We start from the raw sequence: 23,378 nt of genomic DNA on the forward strand, positions 1-23,378 counted from the left end.
TCTCGGAATGACGATTGTGCTAAGGGCAATGGCCCCCAAGCTACTCCCCTTTGAAGGGACGCGTCCGCAGATACTGCATGAGCGGTCGCGCTGGGCGGGATTATAAGCGAAATGCGAGGAAAAATGTTGTGCAGCCTACATGCCATTTGAATGTATCTAACATGAGGCTTTTGGGTGGAGATTTCGACATTGTCAGCGGATGTAAGTCGATGCAAGGCATCCTGCACGCATATCGATATGCACCTATCCTATTGGGACTGGCTTCGGCCGGTGCGCGTCAGACTGCACAGGCGCGGACTCCGATGACGGTCGCCTGGCGCTAGCCATGGCGGTTTTGAGGGATTCACGTAGTGCCCCATCGACAACAAGGAAGCGTCATGCCGGCTGTTACGACACCACTGAACCCAACTCGACCTCTCTCCAAAGCCAATCACAACCACCACGCCCCCGCCCCCACACTCGCGCCCGAGCCATCCCCGGTCATCGTCAATGGCAATGGCCATGCCCCGGCGGCGCTCCAGCCCGAATTCGTCCAGCAGTACCACGAGGACAGCGGCGCCCTGCGCGCCGAGATCGTCGCTGGCCTGACCCGGCATCCGGCCAGCATCAGTCCGAAGTTTTTCTACGATGTGCTCGGTTCCCGGCTGTTCGAGGCGATTACCGACCTGCCCGAGTACTACCCCACGCGCACCGAAGCATCGATCTTCGCCACCTCGGCGCCCGCCATTGCGGCGCGCGCCGGCAGTGGCTGCGTGCTGATCGACCTCGGTGCGGGCAACTGCGAGAAGGCCGCGCGGCTGTTCCCCAGCCTCCAGCCAGCGCAGTACGTGGCGCTCGATATTTCCGTGGAGTTCCTGCGCGGCACGCTGACCGGCCTGCAACAGCAGAATCCGCATATTCCGATGCTGGGCCTGGGCGCGGACCTCTGCGGCCCGCTCGACCTGCCCAGCGGCGTCCGGCGCGGGCGGCGGCTGTTCTTCTATCCCGGCTCCAGCATCGGCAACTTCGCCCCGATCGAGGCGCTCGCGCTGCTCCAGCGCCTGCGCGCGGCGGCCGGGCGCGGCGACGGCGTGCTGATCGGCGTGGATCTTTTCAAGGATTCTGCGACGCTGGTGTCGGCCTATGACGACGCCCTCGGCGTGACCGCCGCGTTCAATCGCAACGTGCTGCGCAACCTGAACCGCATCGTTGGCAGCGACTTCGCGCTCGACGACTGGCGCCATGCGGCCAGCTTCGACGCCCGGTCCTCGCGCGTGCAGATGCATCTGGAGGCCACGCGCGACGTAACCGTGCGCTGGGCCGACGGCGAGCGGCGCTTCGCGGCCGGGGAGCAGATCCATACGGAGGATTCCTATAAGTATCGTCCGGAGGACTTCTCGATCCTGCTCGAGTCGGCCGGCTTCACCGATCCGGTGTGCTGGACCGACCCGAACGGCTGGTTCGCGGTGTTCCACGCGCGCGGCTGACCGTCGCGGCCGGGTCCGCGACAGAAGCCGCAGCCCAAGCAGGGGATTGAATGCCCGGGAAGGGCCATCGTCGCGCCAGTGTCATAATGCGCGCAGCCGGTGGCCCCGGCATCCCTTTTACCTTCTGTCACGGATCTGTCGATGAGCGGCTTCTCCATGCTTCCCGATCTTCACTTCACTGGCGGCAAGGCGACGTGGGCTGACGCGCGCCGGCTGCCGCGCGAAGGGCTGGCGCAGGCGCTGGTGGAGTCGCGCAATCGCACGCTGGCGTGGCTGGCGGCCTTCGGCCAGACCCGCAAGGGCTGGATGGTCACGCGCCAGTACGACTGCAATCCGCCGCTGTGGACCCTCGGTCACATCGCCTGGCATGCCGAATGGTGGTGCCTGCGCGGCGTGCGCCACCTCGAGCGGGGTGGGGTGCGGCTGCCGGTGGCCAGTGAGCCGTCGCTGCTCGACGGCGCCGATGAATGGTTCGACCCGGACCGCATCGGCCCGGACGAGCGCTGGGAAATCGTGCTGCCCGATGTCGCACGCGTGAAGCAGTACGCCACGCAGGTGCTGGACGGCCTGCTGCGCCGCATCGCGCTGTTGCCCGACGACGAAGATGTCACGCTCTATCCGTTTCGCCGGGCGCTGTTCCATGAGGATGCCCAGGGCGAGACCATCGCCGCGCTGCTTCAGGCGCTGGGCATGGCGCCGGCCGAGCCGGCTGCCGTGGGCCCGTCGATCTCCGTCTCGCACAACGGCACGCTGCACTTCCCGGGCGGCCGCTTCACGCAGGGCTGGCATGACCCGGACGGCCTCGCGCTGCCGGACGAGCTGCCGGCCCAGCAGACCTATGTGCCCGCGTTCGATATGGACGGCGCGCTGGTCACCAATGCGCAATTCCTGGAATTTGTCGAAGACCACGGCTACGAGCACCCGTCGTGGTGGTCGGCGGCGGGGCGGCAATGGCTGATGACGCAGGAGCGCTCGGCGCCGCGTTACTGGTCGCGCCACTTGGTCACCCGGGCGTGGATGGTGTCGCGCTTCGGCGCGGAGCGCACGCTCAATCCCGACGAGCCGGTGCGCCACGTCACGCTGTTCGAGGCGCAGGCATGGTGCGTCTGGGCCGGCCGGCGGCTGCCGCAGGAAGTGGAGTGGGAGCTGGCAGCCACGCAGAATCGTGGCCTGCAATGGGGCGCGCTGCGCGAGTGGACGGCCACACCCTACGAGCCCTACGCGGGCTTTGTGGCGCAGCCGGCTGACCTGGAGCTGGTGGGACGCTTCGGCACGCACCAGGCCGTGCGCGGCGTCTCGTTCGCGAGCCCGGCGCGCCAGCGCCATACCCGGGCGCGCACGGCGCTGCTGCCCGAGGACGATGTCTCCTTCGTCGGCTTCCGGTCCTGCGCGGTGTAGGCCCCGACGTCGATTCCATCGCACGCAGGCAAAAAAAAACGGCACCCGAGGGTGCCGTTCTTCATGGATCGTAGCGACCCCGGTCAACTGATCAACCGGTCACCCGGTCAGCCGATCAACGCTCGTAGCGCGAGCGGGTGTTGCCGTTGCGCTGGCCGCCGAAGCCGCCGCGATCGCCGAAGCCGCGGTTGCCGTCGCGCGGAGCGCCGCCTTCACGGTTGCCGCCGAAGCCGCCACGGTTCGCGCCTTCGCGGTTACCGAAACCTTCGCGGTTGCCGAAGCTGCGGTCGCCGAACGAGCGCTCGCCGCCGAAGCTGCGTTGCTGCTCGCCGCCGAACGGACGCTGTTGCGGCTGGCCACGGTCGCCGAAGCCACGGTTGCCGTCGCGCGGTGCCGCCGCAGCGCCTTCACGGTTGCCGAAGCCTTCGCGATTACCAAAGCCTTCACGGTTGCCGAAGCCGCCGCGATCGCCGAAGCCACGGCTTTCGCCGCCGCCGAACTTGCGGTCGCCGAAGCTGCGCTCGCCGCCGGTGCCGCCATTGCCGCGGTAGCCACCGCCGCTACCGCTGTTGCCGCCGCGATAACCGCCGCCGGTGCCACTGTTACCACGGTAGCCGCCGCCGCTGCCGCCCGGCTTGCCGCCGAAGTTCGAACGCGGCTTGGGCTGGCGACGCGGCTCGAGGCCTTCGATCACCGACGCGTCGATGCGGTGGTTGGTGAAGCGCTCGATGCGCTTCCACTGGAACATGTCGCCATGGTTCACGAGGTTGATCGCGATACCCGAGCGGCCGGCACGGCCGGTACGGCCGATACGGTGAACGTAGTCTTCCGCCTGCTTGGGCAGGTCGAAGTTCACCACGTGGGTGATGTCGGGCACGTCGATACCGCGTGCGGCCACATCGGTCGCCACCAGCACGCGGATGTTGCCGCGGCGCAGGGCGGTCAGCGTGCGGTTACGCGCACCCTGGGTCATGTCGCCATGCAGGGCGCCGGCCGAGAAACCGGTGTCCGAAAGACGTTCGGCCAGCGAATCGGCATCGCGCTTGGTCGCCGTGAAGACGATGGCTTGCTTGAGCGAGGCGTCGCGCAGCAGGTGATCCAGCAGGCGCTCCTTGTGCGACATGTCGTCGGTGAAGTGCAGGCGCTGCTCGATGTTGCTCTGGTCGGCGCGGACGGCGGCGATCTCGATACGCTGCGGGTCGCGCAGCTGGCGCGAGGCCAGTTGGGCGATGCGGGCGTCGAGCGTGGCCGAGAACATCAGCGTCTGGCGCGTGGACGGCGTGGCCGCGACGATGGCGTCGATGTCATCGGCAAAGCCCATGTCCAGCATGCGGTCGGCTTCGTCGAAGACGAGCATGTCGAGTGCGGACAGGTCGATACGGCCGGCTTCGATGTGATCGAGCAGGCGGCCCGGCGTGGCCACGAGGATGTCAGGCATCTTCGACAGCATGGCCAGCTGCTTCGGGTAGGGCATGCCGCCCAGGATGCTGGCGCAGACGATGCGGCGCAGATGGCGGCCGTACTTGGCGGCAGCCTCGGTCACCTGCAGGGCCAGTTCACGCGTCGGCGTGAGCACCAGCAGCGACGGCTGGGCCGGCGACGGACGGGGGCGCTTGCCCTTCATGCGCTTGACGGGTTCGTCGCTGCGCGGACGATTCGGGGCCGCCTTCTCGCTGATGCGCTGGATGGCGGGCAGCATGAACGCGGCGGTCTTGCCCGAGCCGGTCTGGCTCGAGACCAGCAGGTCACGGCCGGCCAGGAACTGGGGAATGGCCTGGGCCTGCACCGGCGTCGGCGTGAGGTAGTTCAGTTCGGAGAGGGCGCGCAGGATGGCTTCGTCCAGACCGAGCTTGGCAAAGCCGTTTTCGGCGATGTCGACGGGTTGGGCTGCCTGGGCGGGTGCTGCGGACGCTTCGGGCGCGTCACCGGCGGTCAGCATGGCGTCGAGCTTGTCGAGCGGGCTGATGTCGGCGGGCGTGGCGGATGCGTCGGTGGCGGAGGCAAAAGATTGCTCCGCACGGAAATCGTGCTGGGTCATGTCGTGCTTATTAAATATGCATGGCACCCCCGCGGTCATGCGCAAAGGGGTGGGCGCAGTGCAAAGTCTTAAAAAAGGCTTCGGCGCCAATCGGTAGGCCGTTCGACAGACTCAGCTGGCAACACGGCGGCAGGCAGGGTGGGCGGCTGGTTTTTTAAATAAACCGGCTACTAATCCCTGGCAGGCAAACAGCGCAGGCAAACAGGCTGTTCATCAGGATCGGAGACGAGGCGACGTCTGGTGAGCGGTGCGTTCTGGCCAACACCTGTCACGGAACATCTGGAGGACAGAGGCGGGGTGCAGAGCTTGGGAGGTAGCGGGTACGCCATGGCAGGATTGCCGGGCGCTTTGCGGAACTCACAGTGCGAAACTCACGGCGCGCAGTATAGCAGAACAATTAAATTTTTGTTGCAGTGCGAAACGTAACGAGATGTGTCGCGCACATCTGGATCACGGCAATCATCCGGCGCCACTTGCGAATGCGTCTCGCTTGAAAGCGGGGGCGTCCTGCCTATACTCAGAGCGCGAGCAATCCATGCCCGCATGGGGCGGACACCCATCGTTCCCGATGATTCGCCTTCGGCAAGGTTAGCTTGCCGCTCGCCCCCGGCATTGCGGTCATTGATGCCACTGCCAGGTTTTCTTCGACTATCCGGGTGGTCCGGATGGACGTCCGCGTCATGGGCGGAACCATGGGAAAACATGCTTGGCACAGGAATGACCGGAATTCGCCGGCGACGTTGACCCAGGTGGTCCGGGCCCGTCCGCAACCAAAGCCCGCCAGTTGTCTGGCGGGCTTTTCTTTGCAGCGACTGCCTTGCTTTGTCTGCCGGGGCGTATCGCGCCTATTTGCGCGACAGCTTCCCGGTCACCCGTTCCTGCCCTGCATGCTGTCCGGACGCTTCGGGCTGGCCCGGGAAGCCTTCCGGATACTGGATCAGGCGCGCCTGCGCACGTCGGTGGGCCTGCCAGTGGCGGCCGCCTCCGGTGCGGGCACCGCCCGTGATGGCGGTCATGGCCTCGCGGTCGAGGTCCATGTTCTCCGTCAAATCCTTGATGACGATTACTGCCATGGCGTTCTCCAGCTTTTGGGCCTGGCCATGGCCGGTCTGTTTGGGGCCGGCCGGGCGGCGCCGGGGCAGGCGCGGGCCCGATTCAGTATAGGCCAGCGGTGCCGCCGTGGCGGCACCGCCACTGGAGGGTGGCCGGTCAGGCCGCCGCCCAGTTGCCGCCCCACTGCGACGGGTTGACGCCGAGCTTGATGTTGCCCAGGTCCACGCCGACCAGCGTGTTGTTGTTGAACGCAGCCACGTTCACCTGCTGCAGCTGCTGCACGCTTTGGTTGATGTTGATGTTCACGTTGGCCAGCGGGCCCATGTTGCCGGCCTTGGCGAGCCAGCTATTGCCGCCACGGATGGCGCACAGGGACTTGCGGTCGAGTTCCTTGCTGGCGGCAAGGTCGCGCACGATGATCGAAGACATGATGGACTCCTTGATCCGGGACCGTTGGGCTCAGACCGGGCCGTACACGTTGTTGCTGGCCGTCTGCGAGGTCGTCACGGTGTTCTTCATGTGGTCCTGGAAGGCCGAGCCGTTGCCGAACGCGCTCGTCACGCTTTGCATTTGCTGGTTTTGCTGGTTGATCTCGGTGTGCTTGTCGATGGACAGCTTGAACGGGCTGTAGACCGAGGTGTAGGGGGCGAAGAGGCCGAGGCCGCCGGATACGGCGCTCATCTTCTTGGCGTCGAGGGTTGCGGTCGAGGACAGGTCTTGGATGGTCAGCGTGGTCATTTCAGTTCTCCTAGAGAGGAAGGGTGAAGCTTGGTGGTTGGTTGAGCATCGGGTTGGTGTCGCGCTCGGTTGTCATATCGCAGCAAGCGTGCCAGCGCAGGCCCGGCACATCGAAAAAAGTTGGAAAACCGCGTGGGATAAGGCGTTGCGGGGAGGTCGGGGCTGGCACGGTGCCGGCGCGCGGTGCCGCTGGCAGGGGAGAGTGGTGGATTGCCGCCAACAGATCGGCCGTGCCTGTCGGGGCGGGGCCAACGACCCGGGCAGTACCGGGTTTGCGGTTGGACAGAGTGCGCACTAGTATCCATCGTGGGCGATGGTTCGTGACGTAGCGGCATCGCCGGTCCGCAACCACTCGTCGGGATCGCATTTGATGTCTAGCCTGACCGACCTGATACGCAACTTCCAGCGCGGTGGCCTCTCGCGTGACGAGTTCCTTGCGTCAGTCGACCTGGCCCTCCAGGACGACCAGACACAGCCGACCCAGCTCGCCCGCGTGCTCAGTGAAGAACACACGCGCGCGCCGCTGCCGCCTGGCGTCTATGCCGAGGTGATGCGCCGCATCGAGTCGCGCGTGGCCACGCAGTTCGACCCGATCGGGGACGCCATGCGTGAGCCGCTGGGCGAGGAAACCCGCATGGCGCCCGATCCGCTGGACCGCAGCGCGCCGCCATCGTCCTCGTCTTCGCCCACGTCGCCTTCCGCCTCCTCCCATCCCTCCGCGGGCCACAGCGGCAACACCGGCAGCACGGGCAACACCGGTGGCTATGTCACCGCCGGGGCCAGCAAGGGCGTTGGCGATACCCTCAACGGCCGCTTCGTGCTCGAGGAATGCCTGGGCATCGGCGGCATGGGCACGGTCTACAAGGCGCTCGACCTGCGCAAGCTCGAGGCGTCCGACCGCAAGCCCTATATCGCCATCAAGGTGCTGAACCTCCAGTTCAGCGGGCACCCCAAGTCCCTGATGGCCTTGCAGCGGGAGGCGCGCAAGGCGCAGACGCTGGCGCACCGGAATATCGTCACCGTCTACGACTTCGACCGCGATGGCCCGACAGTCTTCCTGACCATGGAATATCTGTCCGGGAAGTCCCTCAACCGCGTGCTGCGCGCGCCGGATTTCGCCGGCCTGCCGTACGCCAAGGCGCTGCCGATCATCGTCGGCATGGGCCGGGCGCTGGCCTATGCACACGAGCGCGGCTTCGTGCATTGCGATTTCAAGCCGGCCAATGTGTTCCTGACCGATCGTGGCGAGGTCAAGGTGATCGACTTCGGCATCGCGCGCGGCTTCCAGCAGCCGACCGATGACGCGGACCAGACCGTGTTCGATCCCGGCTCGCTGGGCGGCATGACGCCGGCCTACGCCAGCCCGGAGATGTTCGAGCACCGCGAGCCCGATCCGCGTGACGATATCTATGCGCTGGGTTGCGTGACCTATGAGCTGCTGACCGGCAAGCATCCGTACGAGCGGATGTCGGCCAACCAGGCGCGCGCCTCGCACATGAAGCCGACGCCGCCGAAGGTGCTCAGCCGCAACCAGTGGAAGACGCTGCGCCAGGCGCTCTCGCTGGACCGTGCCACGCGCACGCCCACCGTGAAGCGCTTCCTGGAAGGGCTGGGCGCCGAGCCGGCGCGGCCGACGTCGAGCGTGCCGATGGCGATAGGCGGCGTGCTGGCGGGCGCCGCGTTCGTGGCGGGACTGGGCTACTACGTGTGGCGCATGGGGGCCCAGCCGAAGGAACCGACGGAAGCCACCCAGGCCAGCACGACCGAGCCGGCCGCTGTCGAGCCGCCGAAAGCCGAGCCGCCGAAAACCGCTGCACCCCCGAAAGCTGCGGAGCAACCGCCAAAAGCCCCCGAACCCAAGCTCACGCTGCAGGCCGTCACCCCCGTGCTGGCAGCCGCGCCTTGCTCGCTGCTCACGGCTGCCGTCGATGGCGGCACGCTGCGTGTGGAGGGCTACGTCGCGGATACGGCCACGCGCAAGCTGCGCGACCAGTTGAACGCCATCCCCGGTGTGAAATCCCTGAAATTCGATGCCCAGCCGCTTGCCGCCGACAAGTGCGATGTGGTGCGCCTGGTGGCGCCGTACTGGTCCGGGCACAAGCCCGGCGGTGCTGTGGTGCGCACCCGGGGCAGCGACAAGCTGACCGAGGGCACGCCGCTGATCATGGACCTGAACACGCCGGGGCAGGAGACCTATGTCTACGTCGATTACTTCGTCGTCGATGGCAAGGTGGCTCACCTTGTGCCCAGCAAGCGTATTCCGGGGCACCAGGCGCCGGCCAGTTATAGCGCCACGATCGGGGAGGCGGGGGAGTGGGTGGTCTCGCGGCCATTCGGCACGGAACTGGTGGTGCTGCTGACCACCCCGGCGCCGCTGTTCGACTCGCGCCGGCCCGAGTTCGAGACCCGGCAGGAATACCTGCGGGCGCTCGACAAGCCGCTCGCGCAGATGGCCGGCAAGTACGGCCGGGACCGCATCAGCGCGGACCTCGTGCAGATTTCAACCAGCGCCCGCTAGCCCGCTAGCCCGCTACTTCAAGTCTGCTACTTCATGTCCCGCGCCACGCGGAAGCCGTTCTGCGACTGGCGCACGCTGGTGCTGTACTTGAAGCGCGTGGAAGACACCATATAGGTCGCCCCCTCCCGCCAGGAGCCACCGCGGATCACGCGCGCGGTGCAGGCCGCCTCGTCCCAGGCGCGGCCATCGACCGGTGCGTTCTTGTACGAACTGTGCCAGCAGTCGCCCACCCATTCCCAGACGCTGCCGTTCATGTCATGCAGGCCGTACGGATTGGCCGCGAACGAGCCGACGTTGGCCGGCGCGGCATCGCTCCACGGCTCGCCGCAGTCCTTGCAGTTGGCGTTGCCCTTGCGCATCTGGTCGCCCCACCAGTAGGCGGAGCTGGTGCCGCCGCGCGCTGCGTACTCCCATTCGGCTTCGGTGGGCAGGCGATAGGTCTTGCCGGTAGTCTTCGTGAGCCAGGCGAGGTACTGCTGGGTGTCATCCCAGCTGACGTCGCGCACCGGGGCGGCCTTCGCCTCGGCAGGATTGGTGGCGATGCGCGGGCAGCCGTTGGCATCGGCACAGGCATTCCATTGCTCGACGGTCACCTCGAACTTGCCGATGGCGAACGGCTGGCTGATGGTCACGCGGTGCGGCGGACGCTCGGCGGGGTCGCTGGTGCTGCTGCCCATCGTGAAGCCGCCCGGGCTGACGCTGACGAGTACCGGGCAGGCCGGGCAGTCACGGATCTCGCCGCCCTTGGCTTCGGCCTGCTTGGCCGGCGCGGTGGCGGGGGCGCCTTCCTTGCCTTCGTTCGCATAGGTCACGGTGCCCTGCGCGATGGGCCCGCCGCTGCGCGAGCGCGGCTGGTTGGCGGTGGGTGGCGTGGCGGGCGGTGTGGCGGGTGTGGCCGGGGCGCGTGCGGCAGGCGGCGGGGCGGGTGTCGGCGCCGGGGTGGGCGTCGGGGCCGGCTTGGCTTCCACCTTCGGCTCGGGCTTGGCGGGCTGGGCGGGAGACGTGGCCTTGATGCGCTCGATGCGAGACTTGGCGAGCGCCGCGAATCGCCCGTTCGGGTATTGCTTCAGATACGCCTCGTAGTCGCTGGCGTAGTTACTGTTCTTGATGGAGTCCCAGAACGACAGTTCGTACTGCTCGTCACTGTTCTTCGGCAGGATGCCGGCGCTGGCCGACGTGGCGAACATCGTACCCGCCACACCGAGGGCGCCACAGAACGCGCCGCCCCCGAGCAAAGCACTGCCAATCCATGACACGACAAGAGTTTTCCGCCACATATTCAGGCCCCGTGGGTGCTGCGCAGCGCGCGGTGTGGAGTTGCCGTGACGCAATCCGGCTCGTTTCAAGATAGCACAGCAGGTGTGGCGTGAAAGGTCGCCGCGCCGTGCCAGGCCGCCCGGTTAGCTTCCGTTCGCTTTTTCCGATCTTCCGACCTACGCTTGAGGACACATCGCCGAGCGCACTGCCGCCACAACACTAATCAAGATCCGCTGCCCGCTCGCCTCGCCGGTGTCCCCGCGCGGGCACCGTGTGAAGCGGACAGATCTCCGGGAGGAGCCGCGTATGTCCAGACGATCCCCGCTCCGCGTGCTCGCGGCCGCCGTGCTTGCCACGGGACTGGCTGCCTACGCCACCCTTGCCACGCCGCTGACCCCCGCCCCGAAGAACGCCGAGACGTACATCATCTGGCCCGGCGACGGCGCCGTCATCGACGGCGGCAAGCTCTGGGTCCGCATGGGCCTGAAGGGTATGGGCGTCTGTCCGAAGGGTGTCGAGCGCCCCAACTGCGGTCACCATCACCTGCTGATCGACGCCGAATTGCCGCCGATGGACAAGGAAATTCCCAACGACCGCAACCACCTGCATTTCGGCGCGGGCGAGACCGACGCGCGCATCGAACTGCCGCCAGGCAAGCACACGCTGCAGCTATTGCTGGGCGACAGCAAGCACGTGCCGTTCGATCCGCCGATTTATTCGAAGAAGATCACGATCACCGTGCGGTGAGCGCACATTCGCGATGATCGCCGCGCAGGGGAGGGAAGCCATGACGAAGCCAGTCGCCGCAGTGATCGTTCTTGCCGCCGGCTGTCTGTGGGCAGGCAGTGCCATGGCCGCCGATGCCTCGGCGCCCGCCGGCTCGGCCGGCCATGCCGCGCATGGCGGCACGGCGGCATCGGCCGCGGGGGCCACCCCGGCCAGCGGCCCCACGCCGGCGCCGAAGAACGCCTATCTCTATATCGGCTATCCGAACAACAACCAGACCCTGCCAGCCGGAAAGCCGGTCAAGGTCTGGTTCGGGCTGCGCAACATGGGCGTGGCGCCCAAGGACGTCAAGTTCCCGAACACCGGCCACCACCATCTATTGATCGATGTGGACCTGCCGCCGATGGACAAGGAGATTCCGAACGACCGCAACCACCTGCACTTCGGCGCGGGCGAGACCGAGACCACGGTGGAGCTGGCGCCGGGCAAGCACACGCTGCAACTGCTGATGGGCGACGAGAAGCACATCCCGACCAGTCCGCCGGTGTACTCGAAGAAGATCACGATCTTTGTGAAGTAGGCGGGCGGAACGCCTGCTCCACGGGGCGCGCAGCGATGCGCGCCTTTTTTCGTCCGCGATGTTGGCGCCAGCCAGACAGTTGGCCCGCATCCGTTGTGCCGCCACCAACAGGCCGGGGCCCCGCCACCCCCCATGCCGTGTGACGCGCTCATCCGCAAAGCCTTGACCCGCCGGCGCTGGCGGGTTTTTTTCGGTCTTCTGGCACGGGCTGGCACGCTTGCTGCGATATGACAACCGAGCGCGACACCAACCCGATGCTCAACCCAACTAAGCCTTACCTCTTCCTCTCTAGGAGAATTGAAATGACCACGCTGACCATCCAAGACCTGTCCTCGACCGAAACCCTTGACGCCAAGAAGATGAGCGCCGTATCTGGCGGCCTCGGCCTGTTCGCCCCCTACACCTCGATCTATCACCCGGTGAAGATCGACTTCGACAAGACCACGACGATCAACCAGAGCAACCAGCAAATGCAGGAAGTCAACAACCTGTTCGGCAACGGCTCGGCCTTCCAGGAGCACCTGAAGAACACGGTGACGACCTCGCAGACCGCCTCGAACAACGTGTTCTGATTTATCGCCGGTTCAGATCGGCAGGGCACCGCGAACGACGGTGCCCCAAGCCGCACGGGGAGCATTGCGCCGGGGACCCCTCCGTCCCGGCGCCTTTTTTTTCGCCCCGCACACATGTCGAGGTTGGAGCTGGCTCCGCTTCGCACCACAATACAGTCGAGCGCCACGGCAGGCAGCACGAGTCCGACGGCGTTCCATGCAGGAAGTCATCGTGTTCGCTTTCGCCCCGGCCCCCGCACTGGCCAAACCTGTTGCCGCCGCGCTCTGCGCGCTGCTGATGGCGGGTTGCGCCGATTTTCGCCCCCCCGAGTACAAGCGCCCGGAAACGCCGGCCAAGGCGGACTGGTCGCGCACGGAGTCGATCACGGTATCGCCGGCCGAGACCATCGTGCCGAACTGGTGGCAAGGCTTCGGCGACCCCTATCTCGATGAACTGGTGGCCAAGGCGCTGGCCGGCAACTACGACATCCGCGTGCTGGCCGCACGTATCCGCGTGGCGAGCGCGCAGATTGGCGAAGCCCGTGCCGGCGCGCTGCCCGTGTTCGATATCGGCGCCGGCGCGAGTTTCGACAAGACCACCGGCCAGGCCATGACGCGCACCTTCAACCTGGGCGCCACGGTCAACTGGGACATCGATATCTGGGGCAAGGTGGAAAAGGGCGTGCAGGCCCAGACCGCCGAGTACCGCGCCTCCGAGGCGGACTGGCGCGCAGGCTACCTGGCGCTGGTGTCCGATGTGTCGATCACGTACTTCACGCTGCTCCAGCTCGACGAGCAGATCGCCCAGCAGCGGCTCACCGTGTCGCGCAACAACGACATCCTGACCACCTACAAGGCGATGCTCGCCAACGGGCTGCTGCCGCAGATCCGCGTGATGCAGCAGCAGGCGGAAATCAACCGTCTCAACAAGGATTTGATCGAGCTGCGCCGCTCGCGCGACGTGGCCGAGAACGCACTGGGCACGCTGGTCGGCGTGCCCGCCGGCGACTTCAAGGTGCCGGCCGGCCGATTGCAGGATCGGGTCAAGCTGCCCGTCGTGCCGGCCGGGCTGCCGTCGCAGTTGCTGGCACGCCGCCCGGACATCGTCGCCGCCGAGTACCGCGTGCTGTCCGCGTACAACGTCGTCGGCCAGGCCCGGCTCGCCCAGCTGCCCAGCATCAGCCTCACGGCGCGCGGCGGCACGGCCAGTTTCGCGCTGTCCGACCTGCTCAAGTCCTTCACTTTCGGCTTCATGCCGAGCATCAACCTGCCGATGCTCGACCCCAACGTGCGCGCCCGCGTGAAGACCACTGAAGCCAATATCGGCGTGGTGGAGAACGAGTACGGCCGCACGGTCATGACGGCGTTCGAGGAAGTGGAGAGTGCGCTGGTCAATGTGGATGCCCACAAGCGGCAGCGCATCGAACTCCAGCAGCAGGTGGATCAGCTGCGCGTGGTCTCCACCCAGATCGAGGCACAGGCCAAGGAAGGGATTGCGTCACAGCTGGAGGTCTTCGAGACCGAGCGTTCGCTGCTCCAGGCGCAACTGGCGTTGTTGGGGGCGCACCAACAAATCCTGGCCGATACCGTCACGCTGTACAAGGCACTCGGTGGCGGCTGGCCGAGCACCACCGTCAGCAATGCCGCGCCATCCAACGGTGCGAATACGACAGCGAACGTAGCGCCTTAGCCGCACGCGCGCACAAAGCGTTTCAACCTTGAAACCCGCCTGCCGCGTGCGTTCGCGCAACGCTGCACCGCAGCGGATTGACTCCCGAAAAGCGTGGCCTACTATGTTCATACGCGTGACCTCCCGTACCCCCATGGCCGGCCCATCCGGCCATGCGCGGCACAGCGCCACCGGCCCGACTGTTGGTTCCGTTGAAACATGACGCGCGACGATGCCCTGATCATGGAAATGCCGGTGAGAACGGGGCAGGCGTTCGACGTCCTGCTGATGCCCGTGTCCCGGCCCGAACTCGGCGAAATCCGGATCGGGGAGGATTTGTTCGCCATCGGCCGCGGCGAGGCGCCGTTCGTCGCCTATCCGGCGGAGACGGTCTCGGTACTTTCGCGCCGCCATGCGCGCATCTTTGCCGAGGACGGCGCGGTCTACGTGGCGGACCTCGGCAGCAAGAACGGCACGCGCGTGAATGGCGATGCGGTGGTCAAGCAGCCGGCACTGCTGCGCGATGGCGACGAGGTGAGCTTTGGCGCGGCGCTGTCGTACCGCGTGCGCGTCTATCCCCGCCCGCCGACCCCGGAGCCGCCGCGCCTGGCAGTCACGCTCGCGCCGATCCGGCCGGAAATCGGCCTGCAGCCGGTGGTCGTCGCGGGTTTCCCGTTCCTGGTCAGCAAGGCCGATGACACGTTTGCACGCTATCGCGACGACTATCCGCATCAGGTCAACTACCTCTCGCGCCGCCACGCGCACCTGTTCCTGAAGGCGGGGTCGCCGTGGCTGGAGGACCTGGGCAGCACCAACGGCACCTTCGTCAACGGCGTGCGGCTCGAGGACCAGGCTGTGCGGCTGGAGCCCGGCGATGTGATTGCATTCGGCGGCAGCCACTTCGTCTACCGCGTGGACATCGAGCGCGAGGACGATGCCGACGCCACGGCCACGCGCACCGTGGTGTACGAGGCGCCGCCGCCCGCCCTGGAGGCCGCCGCCGCTCCCGCCGCCGTTGACCCGCTGGGCGTCGACCCCGACAAGACCACCTTCGTCGGCGCCGCTGATTCCTTCCTCGACATCTTCTGCGTCGACTACGCCGCCGCGCAGGAAGACGAAGTGAACCCGGAGCCGATGCCAGACGGCGGGCACGCCCCGGCCCACAAGCCGGCGCCGCGCGGCAAGGTGGCCATGCTGCTGGCCGAGGCGGCGCGCACCTTCGGCATCGATGACCGGCGCAAGCAGGCGCGCGTGGCACGCTGGGGCGCCGTGGCGCTGCTGCTGGCGGCCATCGGCGGCGGCTACCTGTACTGGCGCGGCGCGCCGGACCGCTCGCTGACCGCGCTGATGGATAAGGGCGAGTACGCACGCGCCGCCGCGCTGGCGGACGATTACCTGACGCGGCAACCGGACAACTCCCAATATCAGGCGACCGGCACCGAGGCGCTGATGCGTGCCTGGGTGCCGCCGTGGACCGCCCGGGTGCGCGCAAAGGACTTCAGCGGCGCCGATGCCGTGCTGGCCGAGATGCGCACCCACAGCCGCCATAACGCCGATGGCCGCGCGCTCATCGACGAACTGGAGTGGGTGACCAGCGTGGCGCGGCTGATGGCGGCACGCGGCGGCCCCGACGCCCCGATCCGCATGTATGCCGACGAAGCGCGCATCCGCGCGCTGGTCGCCCGCTGGGGTACCGACACGGTGGCGCACCAGCGCGCGCTGGGCCGCATCGCCAACCAGGTGCCGGTGTTCCGCGACGCCTATGCGGAGGGCCTGAGCAACCTGCGCAGGCTCCAGAACGAGGACTCGGTGTATCTGACTGCCATCGATCGTCTCAATGTCGCCATCGCCACCGAACTGGCCCGCGAGCAACCCGAGGCACTGCAGGCGATGCTGGCCGACTACAAGGACAAGTACCCGCGCCTGGCCGGGCTGGACAGCGTGGAGAGCGACCTGAAGCAGTACACGGCGCTGATCGAGGCGCTGCGCCAGCGCGCCACGGGGCCGCTCGTCGCCCAGATGCGGCAGGTCAGCTTCGCCACGCCGCCGTTCAAGACGCAGTACGAGACGCTGCGCGCGGAGAAGCTGCCACCGGCCGATGTGCAGCGCCAGTACGCGCTGGCCGACGATGCCTGGCGGCGCGGCGACAGCGCGGCGGCCATCGACGCCCTGCGCCAGATTAACAGCGGACCGTGGGCGGCCGATGTGGCGAAGGACGTGGCGCACAAGCAGCAGGTGGCCGCGCAGTTCGCCAAGGTGAAGGAGGGCCGGGCGGGCAGCAGCGGCTATGAGGACGCCTTGCTGGCCTTCTACGCCGCGCTCGACCCGGATGCCGATGCGTATTACGTGAAGGCCATCGACGCCGACGTCAACACCATCCGCGAGGCCGCGCTGCGGCGCGCCAACCAGCTGCTGAACCGCGCCGCCACGCAGTGGCGCCAGTACCGCAACAACGGGCTGATCGCGGGCGAACAGCGGCTGGAGGCCGGTATCTCGCCGAAGTTCCGCGCGCAGGCCCGCCTGCTGGCCGAGGCGCAGGGCGATGCCCGCCAGGGCTTGCGCATCTACACCCAGCTCAAGGCCGGCGACTTGGCGGAGTGGACCAAGGTGCGCGACGAGATCCAGGCCGAGGTGGACCTCCAGCGGCGCTCGCTCAACGACCTGCGCATGGTGCTGGACCCGGCCGTGCTGCGCGCCAAGCTAGAACTGGTGGGCGAGGGCAGCAAGGAGGCCGCGTCGGCCGGTGCCAGCGCCCCCGCCAGCACCACCGCATCCGGAGGCGCGCGATGAGCGAGGATCCCCGCGACAACAAGCTGCGCCCGCTCAACGAGGCGCTCGAGGACCACAGCGCCGAAGGCATCGCCATCCTGAGTTCGGAGCCGTGGCGGCTGTCGATGCTGACCGTGGTCATCACCGGCGCGCTGGTGATCTGCGCGCTGATCTGGTCGTTTTTCGGTCATGCCGATGTCATCGTGACGGCCCACGGCACGCTGGCGCCGGAGTCGGAAGTCCGCCGCTTCTACGCCCCCGTCGATGGCGAGCTGGCCGACCTCTACGTGGCCGAAGGCCAGCCGGTGTCGAAAGATGACGTGCTGGCGCGGCTCAACGCGCGCGGCGCGATCGAGGCGGCGGCCAGTGCGCTGGAGGCGCAGCTCAAGCTGGAGGACTCCGAGCGCGAATGGAAGCAGTTTCCCGAGCGCAAGGTGCTGATGGAGCGCCGCGCGCAGGCGCTCAAGCAGCAGATCGAGCTGGGCACGCGCCAGCACGAGAACCGCATGGCCGAGGGCACGACGCGGCTGGCCGAGCAGCAGCGCGCGCAGTTGCAGGAGGCGCGCAGCAATCTCGAAAACGCCCGCCGGGCGCGCGACTTCGCCCGGCAGGAGCAGGACCGCTACGCGCGCCTGTTCGCGCTGCCGGCTGGCGGCGGCGTGTCGCAGTCGCAGGTGGAAGGCAAGCGCGCCATCACCCAGGATGCCGAGAACAACCTGCGCGTGGCGCAGTCGCGGCTGAGCGAGCTGGACGCGCGGCTGTCGCAGCAATACACGCAGGCCAGCGCGCAGTTGGAGGGCAGCGGGCAGGAGCTGGCGAACCTGCGTATCCAGTACGACGCGGCGATGCGCGAGATCAGCAACACCGAGGACAAGCTGCGCCTGCAGGTGCAGACTGCCCGCCTGGTGGCCGAGGCCGCCGCGCGCATCAAGTTCGAGAACATCGACAAGGACAACTTCCTGCTGATCGTGGCGCCGGTGTCGGGCGTGATTACCGACGTCACCTCCACCCAGCGCGGCGACAAGGTGCAGGCCAACGCGCCGCTCGGGGGCATCGCCCCGAAGGATGCCCGGCCGATGCTGCGCATCGAGATTGCCGAGCGCGACCGCGCCTTCCTGCGCGAGGGCCTGCCGGTCAAGCTCAAGTTCAACGCATTTCCGTATCAGCGCTATGGGCTGATCGCGGGGACGCTGGAGTACATCTCGCCGGCCACCAAGCCGTCGGGGCCGGACAAGCAGCCCGTGTACGAGGGGCGTGTGCGGCTGGCGCAGGACTACTACGCCGTGGCCAGCAGCCGCTACCCGCTGCGCTACGGCATGACCGCCACGGCCGAGATCGTGGTGCGCGAGCGCCGCCTGATCGACCTCGGGCTAGACCCGTTCCGGCAGGTGGCGGGCTGAACAGATTCCAGCAAGAAAAAGGAGAGGGCGATGACAGCCATCGTGCGGATCGACGAGGAAGTGATCGGCGTCGACGAATTCGTGAGGGTACTCAAGCTGACCGGCCAGTTCGAGGGGCTGGTGGAACAGCTCGTGCGTGACAAGCTGACCGCCCACGCGGCGCGGCGGCACGGCATCAAGCTGGCGCCGGAGGAGATCCAGGAGCGCGCCGACCAGTTCCGCCGCGTGCAGGGGCTGCATCGGGCGGCGGACATGAACCACTACCTCGACGCGCTCGGCATCACGCTGGACGAGTTCGAGGCGTTCATCACCGACAGCCTCTACCAGGAGAAGATGCTGGCCGAGGTCTGCAACGACGCGGCCATGGAGACCTACTTCCAGCTCAACTCGCCGAAGTTCGACAGCATCGAGGTCAGCCATATCGTGGTGGATACCGAAGGCAAGGCGCGCGAGCTGGTCTCCTACCTCCAGGACGACCCGGACAGCTTCAGCGAGATGGCGCGCGAGCACTCGATCGCCGACACCCGTGAGCAGGGCGGCGACATCGGCAAGGTGCTGCGCGGCTCGCTCAAGAGCGACATCGAGGCCAAGGTGTTCAATGCCGAGCCGGGCGCCCTGCTGGGGCCGTTCCCGGCGGCGGACCGCTCGTTCTTCGAGGTGTTCCTGGTGCGGGCCAAGCATCCGGCGCGGCTCGATGCCGACGTGGCCGTGGAAGTGCGCCGGCTGCTGCGCGAGGAATGGCTGATGGCCAGGGCTCAGGAACATGTCATCCAAGCCCGCTAGCGATGCCGCCGCCGAGGCGCCCCCGCCAGGGGCCGCCCCTACGTTGGCCGCCCCTACGTTGGCCGCCCCTACGTTGGCCGATTTCCTGGCCACGGTGGAGATCCTCTCGCCGCTCTCGCGCGAGGAACTCGAACGGCTGGCCGCCAGCGCCCGCACGCTGACCTTCGGCTTCGGCGACACGGTCTGCAACGCGGGCGATCCGGCCGACGGCATCTTCATCGTCCGGGCCGGCTCGGTGCGCGTGTTCAACGAGGAGCACGGCAAGGAAATCAGCATGGGCGTGCGCAAGGCCGGCGAGGTCTTCGCCGACATCGCCCTGCTGCGCGACTATCGGCACGAGTCGTCGGTGCGGGCGTCGGGCAAGACCGAGCTGATCACGATTCCGCGCAGCGTGTCGGAGCCGGTGGTGGGCGGCAACCCGGCCGCGCTGGCCTTCATCACCAGCTACGTGGCGATCAGTTCGGCCGGCGGCTTCGTCGCACGGCTGTTCGATCTGCGCGGCAAGCTGGACAAGAGCGAACTGGAGGACGCGGTGCGCAGCGTGGGCGTGAAGCGCGTGGCGGCCGGCAAGCCCATCCTCCAGCAGGACGGCCGCGACGACCGCCGCCTCTACGTGGTGCGGCAGGGCACGGTGCGGATCGTGCGCGAGGAGGACGGCGATACCTTCCCGCTCGCCACGCTCGGCCAGGGCGAGATCTTCGGCGAACGGGCCTGCGTGATGCGGCAGGAGCAGATCGCCTCGGCCATCGCCGAAACCGACACGCGGCTGCTGGTGATTCCCGAGAAGACGGTCCAGCTGATCCTGGAGCGCAACGTGCGGCTGCGCGAGGTGCTGGAGGAACGCATCCGCGCCGTGGACCGCGAACTGCATCGCCAGAAGAAGCTGGCCGAGCGGCGCAAGCGTCCGGTGCTGCTCGATCTCCACTCCAAGCCGGAGTTCGGCGAGCGGGTCATCCGCCGTTTCGCGATGGTCGAGCAGGCCGAGGAGATGGATTGCGGCGCGGCGTGCCTGGCGATGATCTGCCGGCACCACGGCATTCCGATGACGCTGGGCAAGCTGCGCGAGCTGGCCAACGTAACCACGTCCGGCGCCACGCTGGACAGCCTGGCGCGCGCCGGCGAGTCGCTGGGCTTTACCACGCGCGGCGTGCAATGCACGCGCGACGCGCTGCTCGGCTTCGAACTGCCGTTCATCGTGCACTGGGAGGGCTACCACTACGTGGTGGTGTACGGCATCTCGGCGCGCCATGTCTGGGTGGCTGATCCGGCCATCGGCTTCCGCAAGATGAGCACGGAGGAGTTCGAGCGCGGCTGGAGCGGTACCTGCCTGCTGTTCACGGCCGGCGAGACCATGACCGAGCTGGCCGTGGCGCGCTCGCCGTGGCTGCGCTTCATCGGCTACCTGTCGCCCTACAAGCGCATCCTCGCGCACCTGTTCCTGGCGACCTTCGTGATCCAGATGCTCGGGGTGGTGCCGCCGCTGATCATCCAGAACATCCTCGACGGCGTGGTGGTGCACCAGAACGTCGGCCTGCTCCACCTGCTGATCCTGGGGCTGGTGATCTCCAACATCTTCACCCAGCTGATGGCAACCGTCCGCGCGTACCTGGCCAATTTCATGGTGCGCAACATGGACTTCGCGATGATGTCGCACTTCTTCAAGCACACGCTGTCGCTGCCGCTGTCGTTCTTTGCCAAGCGCAAGACCGGCGACATCTTCGCGCGCTTCCAGGAGAACCAGACGATCCGGGCCTTCCTGACCGAGTCCACGGTGACCACGGCGCTGAACCTGCTGATGGTGTTCATCTACTTCACCATCATGTTCTTCTACAACGTCAAGCTGACGCTGCTGCTGATCGCCTTCATCATCCCGATTGCCGCCCTGACCGTCATCGTCACGCCGAAGGTGAAGACCTACGCGCGCGACGTGTTTTCGGCCTCGACCGACGCCAAGTCCTACCTGATGGAGACGCTGGGCGGCGCGGAGACGGTGAAGGGCATGGGCATCGAGCGGCCCGTGCGGCTGCGCTGGGAGCGCAAGTACGCCAAGGCGCTGGAGAAGCAGTACCAGGCCCAGTCCTTCCACATCCTGGTCGGGCTGGTCAGCCAGGTCCTGAACGCGGCCACGACCATCGCGGTGCTGTGGGTGGGCGCCACGCTGGTGCTGGAGCGCGAGCTGACCATCGGCCAGCTGATCGCCTTCAACGCCTTCATGGGCAGCGTGCTGGCCCCGGTGATGGGGCTGGTGGCGCTGTGGAGCCAGTTGAACGACGCCGGTGTGGCGATGGAGCGCCTCGGCGACGTGCTCGACCTCGAACCCGAGCAGAAGCCTCAGGACGTCCTCTCGCGCGTGATGCTGCCGGACCTCCAGGGCGAGATCCGCTTCGAGGGCGTGTACTTCCGCTATGGCGGCGAGGACACCCCCTACGTGCTCGAAAACATCAGCTTCCACATGCGGCCGGGCGAGATGGTGGCCATCGTGGGCCGCAGCGGCTCCGGCAAGACCACGCTGGCCAAGATGCTGGTGGGCTTCTACAAGCCGAGCGAGGGGTCGATGTCGGTGGATGGCTACGACCTCAATGTGATCGACGCCGGCTTCTATCGCGCCCAGGTGGGCTATGTGATGCAGACCAACCTGCTGTTCTCGGGCACGATTGCCGAGAACATTGCCTGCGGCGACGACAGCCCGGACCGCCGCCGCATCGAGGAAGTCGCCAAGATGGCGGACGCGCACGCCTTCATCTCCAAGCTGCCGCTCGGCTACGAGCAGGTGGTGGGCGAGCGCGGCATCGGCCTGTCGGGCGGGCAGATCCAGCGGCTGTGCATCGCCCGGGCGCTGTACCACGACCCGCGCCTGCTGGTGTTCGACGAAGCCACCTCGGCGCTGGACACGCAATCCGAGAGCAACATCCTCGCCAACATGCAGGAGATCCTGCGCGGGCGCACGGCCGTCATCATCGCGCACCGGCTCAGCACAATCATGCAGGCAGACAAGATCCTCGTGCTGTACGAAGGCGGCATCGTGGAGCAGGGGCGGCACGAGGAACTGCTCGCGCGCCGCGGCATGTACTACCAGTTGGTCCAGAAACAGTTGAGCGCGGCATGAAGCTATTCAACCAGGGCACGCCTGTTACCTCCGCGGTGTCGTTTGCCGGGCTGATCGAGAAGATCGAGATCCTGCGCTCGACGCTGCGCTGGTCGTCGCGGCTGGAGCGGCCCGAGATCGAGAAGCTGCTCAAGCAGGCCACCACGCTGCGCGACGAGGTGATGGGGCTGTCACACAAGGAGCGCTTCGTGGCGGCCGCCTCGGCCGAGCCCGAGGCGGTGACCGAGGTGGAGCCGGTGGACCTGTCCTCGCGCGAGCGGCGCCAGGCGCTGATGGAGCGCAGCTTCATCTTCGAGGGCACCTTCGGCGACAACCCCAAGCTGCTGGAGGCACTGGAGATTGCGGAGAAAGCCTCCCCGACCGACCTCCCGGTGCTGATCGACGGCGAAAGCGGCACCGGCAAGGAGCTGATGGCGAAGGTGATCCACGCCAACGGCTCGCGCACGGACAAACCGTTCATCTCGGTCAACTGCGGGGCGATTCCGGACAGCCTGCTCGAATCGGAACTGTTCGGCCACAAGAAGGGCGCGTTCACGGGCGCCGCCAACGACCGGCGCGGCAAGTTCGAGAGCGCCCACACCGGCACGATCTTTCTCGACGAAATCGGCGAACTGCCTCTGGTCGGGCAGGTCAAGCTGCTGCGCGTGCTGGAGGCGCACGAGATCCAGCGCGTGGGTTCGGACGAGGTGATCTCGGTGGACGCCCGCATCGTGGCGGCCACCAACAAGGATCTACGGCGGATGAGCCAGGAAGGCACCTTCCGCGAAGACCTGTTCTACCGGCTCAGCGTGATTCATGTGACGTTGCCGGCACTGCGTGAGCGGCGCGACGAGATCGCGCTGCTGGTGGCCTATTTTGGCGATGAGTCCGCTGGGCAGCTCAAGCGCCGTCCGGTCAAGCTGACGCCCCGCCTGCGCGACTTCCTGATGCACTACGACTACCCCGGCAATATCCGCGAACTGCGCAACATCATGTACCGGATCTCCTGCCTGGCCGGCGATACGGCCGATCTGGCGCACCTGCCGCAGGACATCCGCCCCCGGCCGGCGGGGCTGTCCGTGGTGGCGGGGGCAGGGCGCGCCGGCGTGGCGGACGTGACCACGGCGACCTCGCTCGCCGAGGCCAAGCGCGCCGCCAGCGACGAGGCCGAGCGGGCCTTCCTCGAACGGGGCCTGCAGGAAGTGGGCGGCACGGTGGCGGAGCTGGCGCGGCGCTTCGAGATGAATCGCTCGCACGTGCAGATGCTGCTTAAGAAGCACGGCATCCATTCGAAGGATTTCCGGGGCAACCGGGCGGCGGAGGGCGGGAAGTAGGGCCCCTCGCTTC

General features: G+C 67.3%; 17 protein-coding genes. 12 read left to right on the forward strand and 5 right to left on the reverse strand.

Going from position 1 to position 23,378, the window contains the following annotated elements; all coding sequences use genetic code 11:
* Nucleotides 1-377: 377 nt before the first annotated feature.
* Both egtD and AB4Z27_RS05710 read left to right on the forward strand, forming a co-directional pair.
* On the forward strand, nucleotides 378-1,466 hold the full coding sequence (egtD, locus tag AB4Z27_RS05705; RefSeq protein ID WP_092290302.1) for an L-histidine N(alpha)-methyltransferase: 1,089 nt from the start codon (nucleotides 378-380) through the stop codon (nucleotides 1,464-1,466).
* A gap of 141 nt (nucleotides 1,467-1,607) precedes the next feature.
* Nucleotides 1,608-2,864: an SUMF1/EgtB/PvdO family nonheme iron enzyme gene (locus AB4Z27_RS05710; RefSeq protein ID WP_092290301.1), complete on the forward strand. Its 1,257-nt coding sequence runs from the start codon at nucleotides 1,608-1,610 to the stop codon at nucleotides 2,862-2,864.
* A 115-nt stretch (nucleotides 2,865-2,979) separates the two neighbouring features.
* On the opposite strand, the gene AB4Z27_RS05715 is transcribed toward AB4Z27_RS05710, so the two are convergent.
* The 4 genes from AB4Z27_RS05715 to AB4Z27_RS05730 form a co-directional block, all read right to left on the reverse strand.
* Nucleotides 2,980-4,902: a DEAD/DEAH box helicase gene (locus AB4Z27_RS05715; protein WP_092290300.1), complete on the reverse strand. Its 1,923-nt coding sequence runs from the start codon at nucleotides 4,900-4,902 to the stop codon at nucleotides 2,980-2,982.
* Nucleotides 4,903-5,747: 845 nt separating this feature from the next.
* The gene (locus tag AB4Z27_RS05720; protein ID WP_255370669.1) at nucleotides 5,748-5,975 is read right to left on the reverse strand and encodes a hypothetical protein; all 228 of its coding nucleotides are present in this window, start codon (nucleotides 5,973-5,975) and stop codon (nucleotides 5,748-5,750) included.
* A gap of 136 nt (nucleotides 5,976-6,111) precedes the next feature.
* Complete coding sequence (locus tag AB4Z27_RS05725; RefSeq protein WP_092290299.1) at nucleotides 6,112-6,384, reverse strand: hypothetical protein; 273 nt, start codon at nucleotides 6,382-6,384, stop codon at nucleotides 6,112-6,114.
* Nucleotides 6,385-6,414: 30 nt separating this feature from the next.
* A complete protein-coding gene (locus AB4Z27_RS05730) occupies nucleotides 6,415-6,693 on the reverse strand; it encodes a hypothetical protein (protein WP_092290298.1) in 279 nt (92 codons plus the stop codon).
* Nucleotides 6,694-7,063: 370 nt separating this feature from the next.
* On the opposite strand from AB4Z27_RS05730, the gene AB4Z27_RS05735 reads away from it, so the two are divergent.
* Entirely contained in the window at nucleotides 7,064-9,211 is a 2,148-nt protein-coding gene (locus AB4Z27_RS05735) for a protein kinase domain-containing protein (protein WP_441644038.1), read from the forward strand.
* 26 nt (nucleotides 9,212-9,237) lie between these two features.
* Here the strand turns inward: AB4Z27_RS05735 and AB4Z27_RS05740 are convergent, their stop codons facing one another.
* Nucleotides 9,238-10,488, reverse strand: coding sequence for a formylglycine-generating enzyme family protein (locus tag AB4Z27_RS05740; RefSeq protein WP_441644039.1), 1,251 nt, complete (start codon nucleotides 10,486-10,488; stop codon nucleotides 9,238-9,240).
* Nucleotides 10,489-10,774: 286 nt separating this feature from the next.
* On the opposite strand from AB4Z27_RS05740, the gene AB4Z27_RS05745 reads away from it, so the two are divergent.
* The 9 genes from AB4Z27_RS05745 to AB4Z27_RS05785 all read left to right on the forward strand — a co-directional run bounded on the left by AB4Z27_RS05745 (nucleotide 10,775) and on the right by AB4Z27_RS05785 (nucleotide 23,365).
* A complete protein-coding gene (locus AB4Z27_RS05745; protein ID WP_092290294.1) occupies nucleotides 10,775-11,215 on the forward strand; it encodes a DUF4399 domain-containing protein in 441 nt (146 codons plus the stop codon).
* Between the two features lie 40 nt (nucleotides 11,216-11,255).
* Nucleotides 11,256-11,774: a DUF4399 domain-containing protein gene (locus AB4Z27_RS05750; RefSeq protein ID WP_441644040.1), complete on the forward strand. Its 519-nt coding sequence runs from the start codon at nucleotides 11,256-11,258 to the stop codon at nucleotides 11,772-11,774.
* 302 nt (nucleotides 11,775-12,076) lie between these two features.
* A complete protein-coding gene (locus tag AB4Z27_RS05755) occupies nucleotides 12,077-12,346 on the forward strand; it encodes a hypothetical protein (protein ID WP_092290290.1) in 270 nt (89 codons plus the stop codon).
* Between the two features lie 196 nt (nucleotides 12,347-12,542).
* The gene (locus tag AB4Z27_RS05760; protein WP_092290288.1) at nucleotides 12,543-14,015 is read left to right on the forward strand and encodes an efflux transporter outer membrane subunit; all 1,473 of its coding nucleotides are present in this window, start codon (nucleotides 12,543-12,545) and stop codon (nucleotides 14,013-14,015) included.
* 198 nt (nucleotides 14,016-14,213) lie between these two features.
* Nucleotides 14,214-16,784, forward strand: coding sequence for an FHA domain-containing protein (locus tag AB4Z27_RS05765; protein WP_441644041.1), 2,571 nt, complete (start codon nucleotides 14,214-14,216; stop codon nucleotides 16,782-16,784).
* Nucleotides 16,781-18,163 (forward strand): HlyD family efflux transporter periplasmic adaptor subunit, encoded by a 1,383-nt coding sequence (locus AB4Z27_RS05770; protein WP_092290284.1) that lies wholly within the window; start codon nucleotides 16,781-16,783, stop codon nucleotides 18,161-18,163. Before AB4Z27_RS05765 ends, AB4Z27_RS05770 begins: the two co-directional genes overlap by 4 nt.
* A gap of 30 nt (nucleotides 18,164-18,193) precedes the next feature.
* Nucleotides 18,194-18,946, forward strand: a complete 753-nt coding sequence (locus AB4Z27_RS05775) for a peptidylprolyl isomerase (protein WP_441590562.1) — start codon at nucleotides 18,194-18,196, stop codon at nucleotides 18,944-18,946.
* Entirely contained in the window at nucleotides 18,927-22,052 is a 3,126-nt protein-coding gene (locus AB4Z27_RS05780) for a peptidase domain-containing ABC transporter (RefSeq protein WP_441644042.1), read from the forward strand. The genes AB4Z27_RS05775 and AB4Z27_RS05780 overlap by 20 nt, the downstream gene beginning before the upstream one ends.
* The gene (locus tag AB4Z27_RS05785; RefSeq protein ID WP_441590560.1) at nucleotides 22,049-23,365 is read left to right on the forward strand and encodes a sigma-54 interaction domain-containing protein; all 1,317 of its coding nucleotides are present in this window, start codon (nucleotides 22,049-22,051) and stop codon (nucleotides 23,363-23,365) included. The genes AB4Z27_RS05780 and AB4Z27_RS05785 overlap by 4 nt, the downstream gene beginning before the upstream one ends.
* Nucleotides 23,366-23,378 lie beyond the last annotated feature (13 nt).

Source organism: Cupriavidus sp. KB_39 (assembly GCF_052114485.1).
Classification (GTDB): Bacteria; Pseudomonadota; Gammaproteobacteria; order Burkholderiales; family Burkholderiaceae; genus Cupriavidus.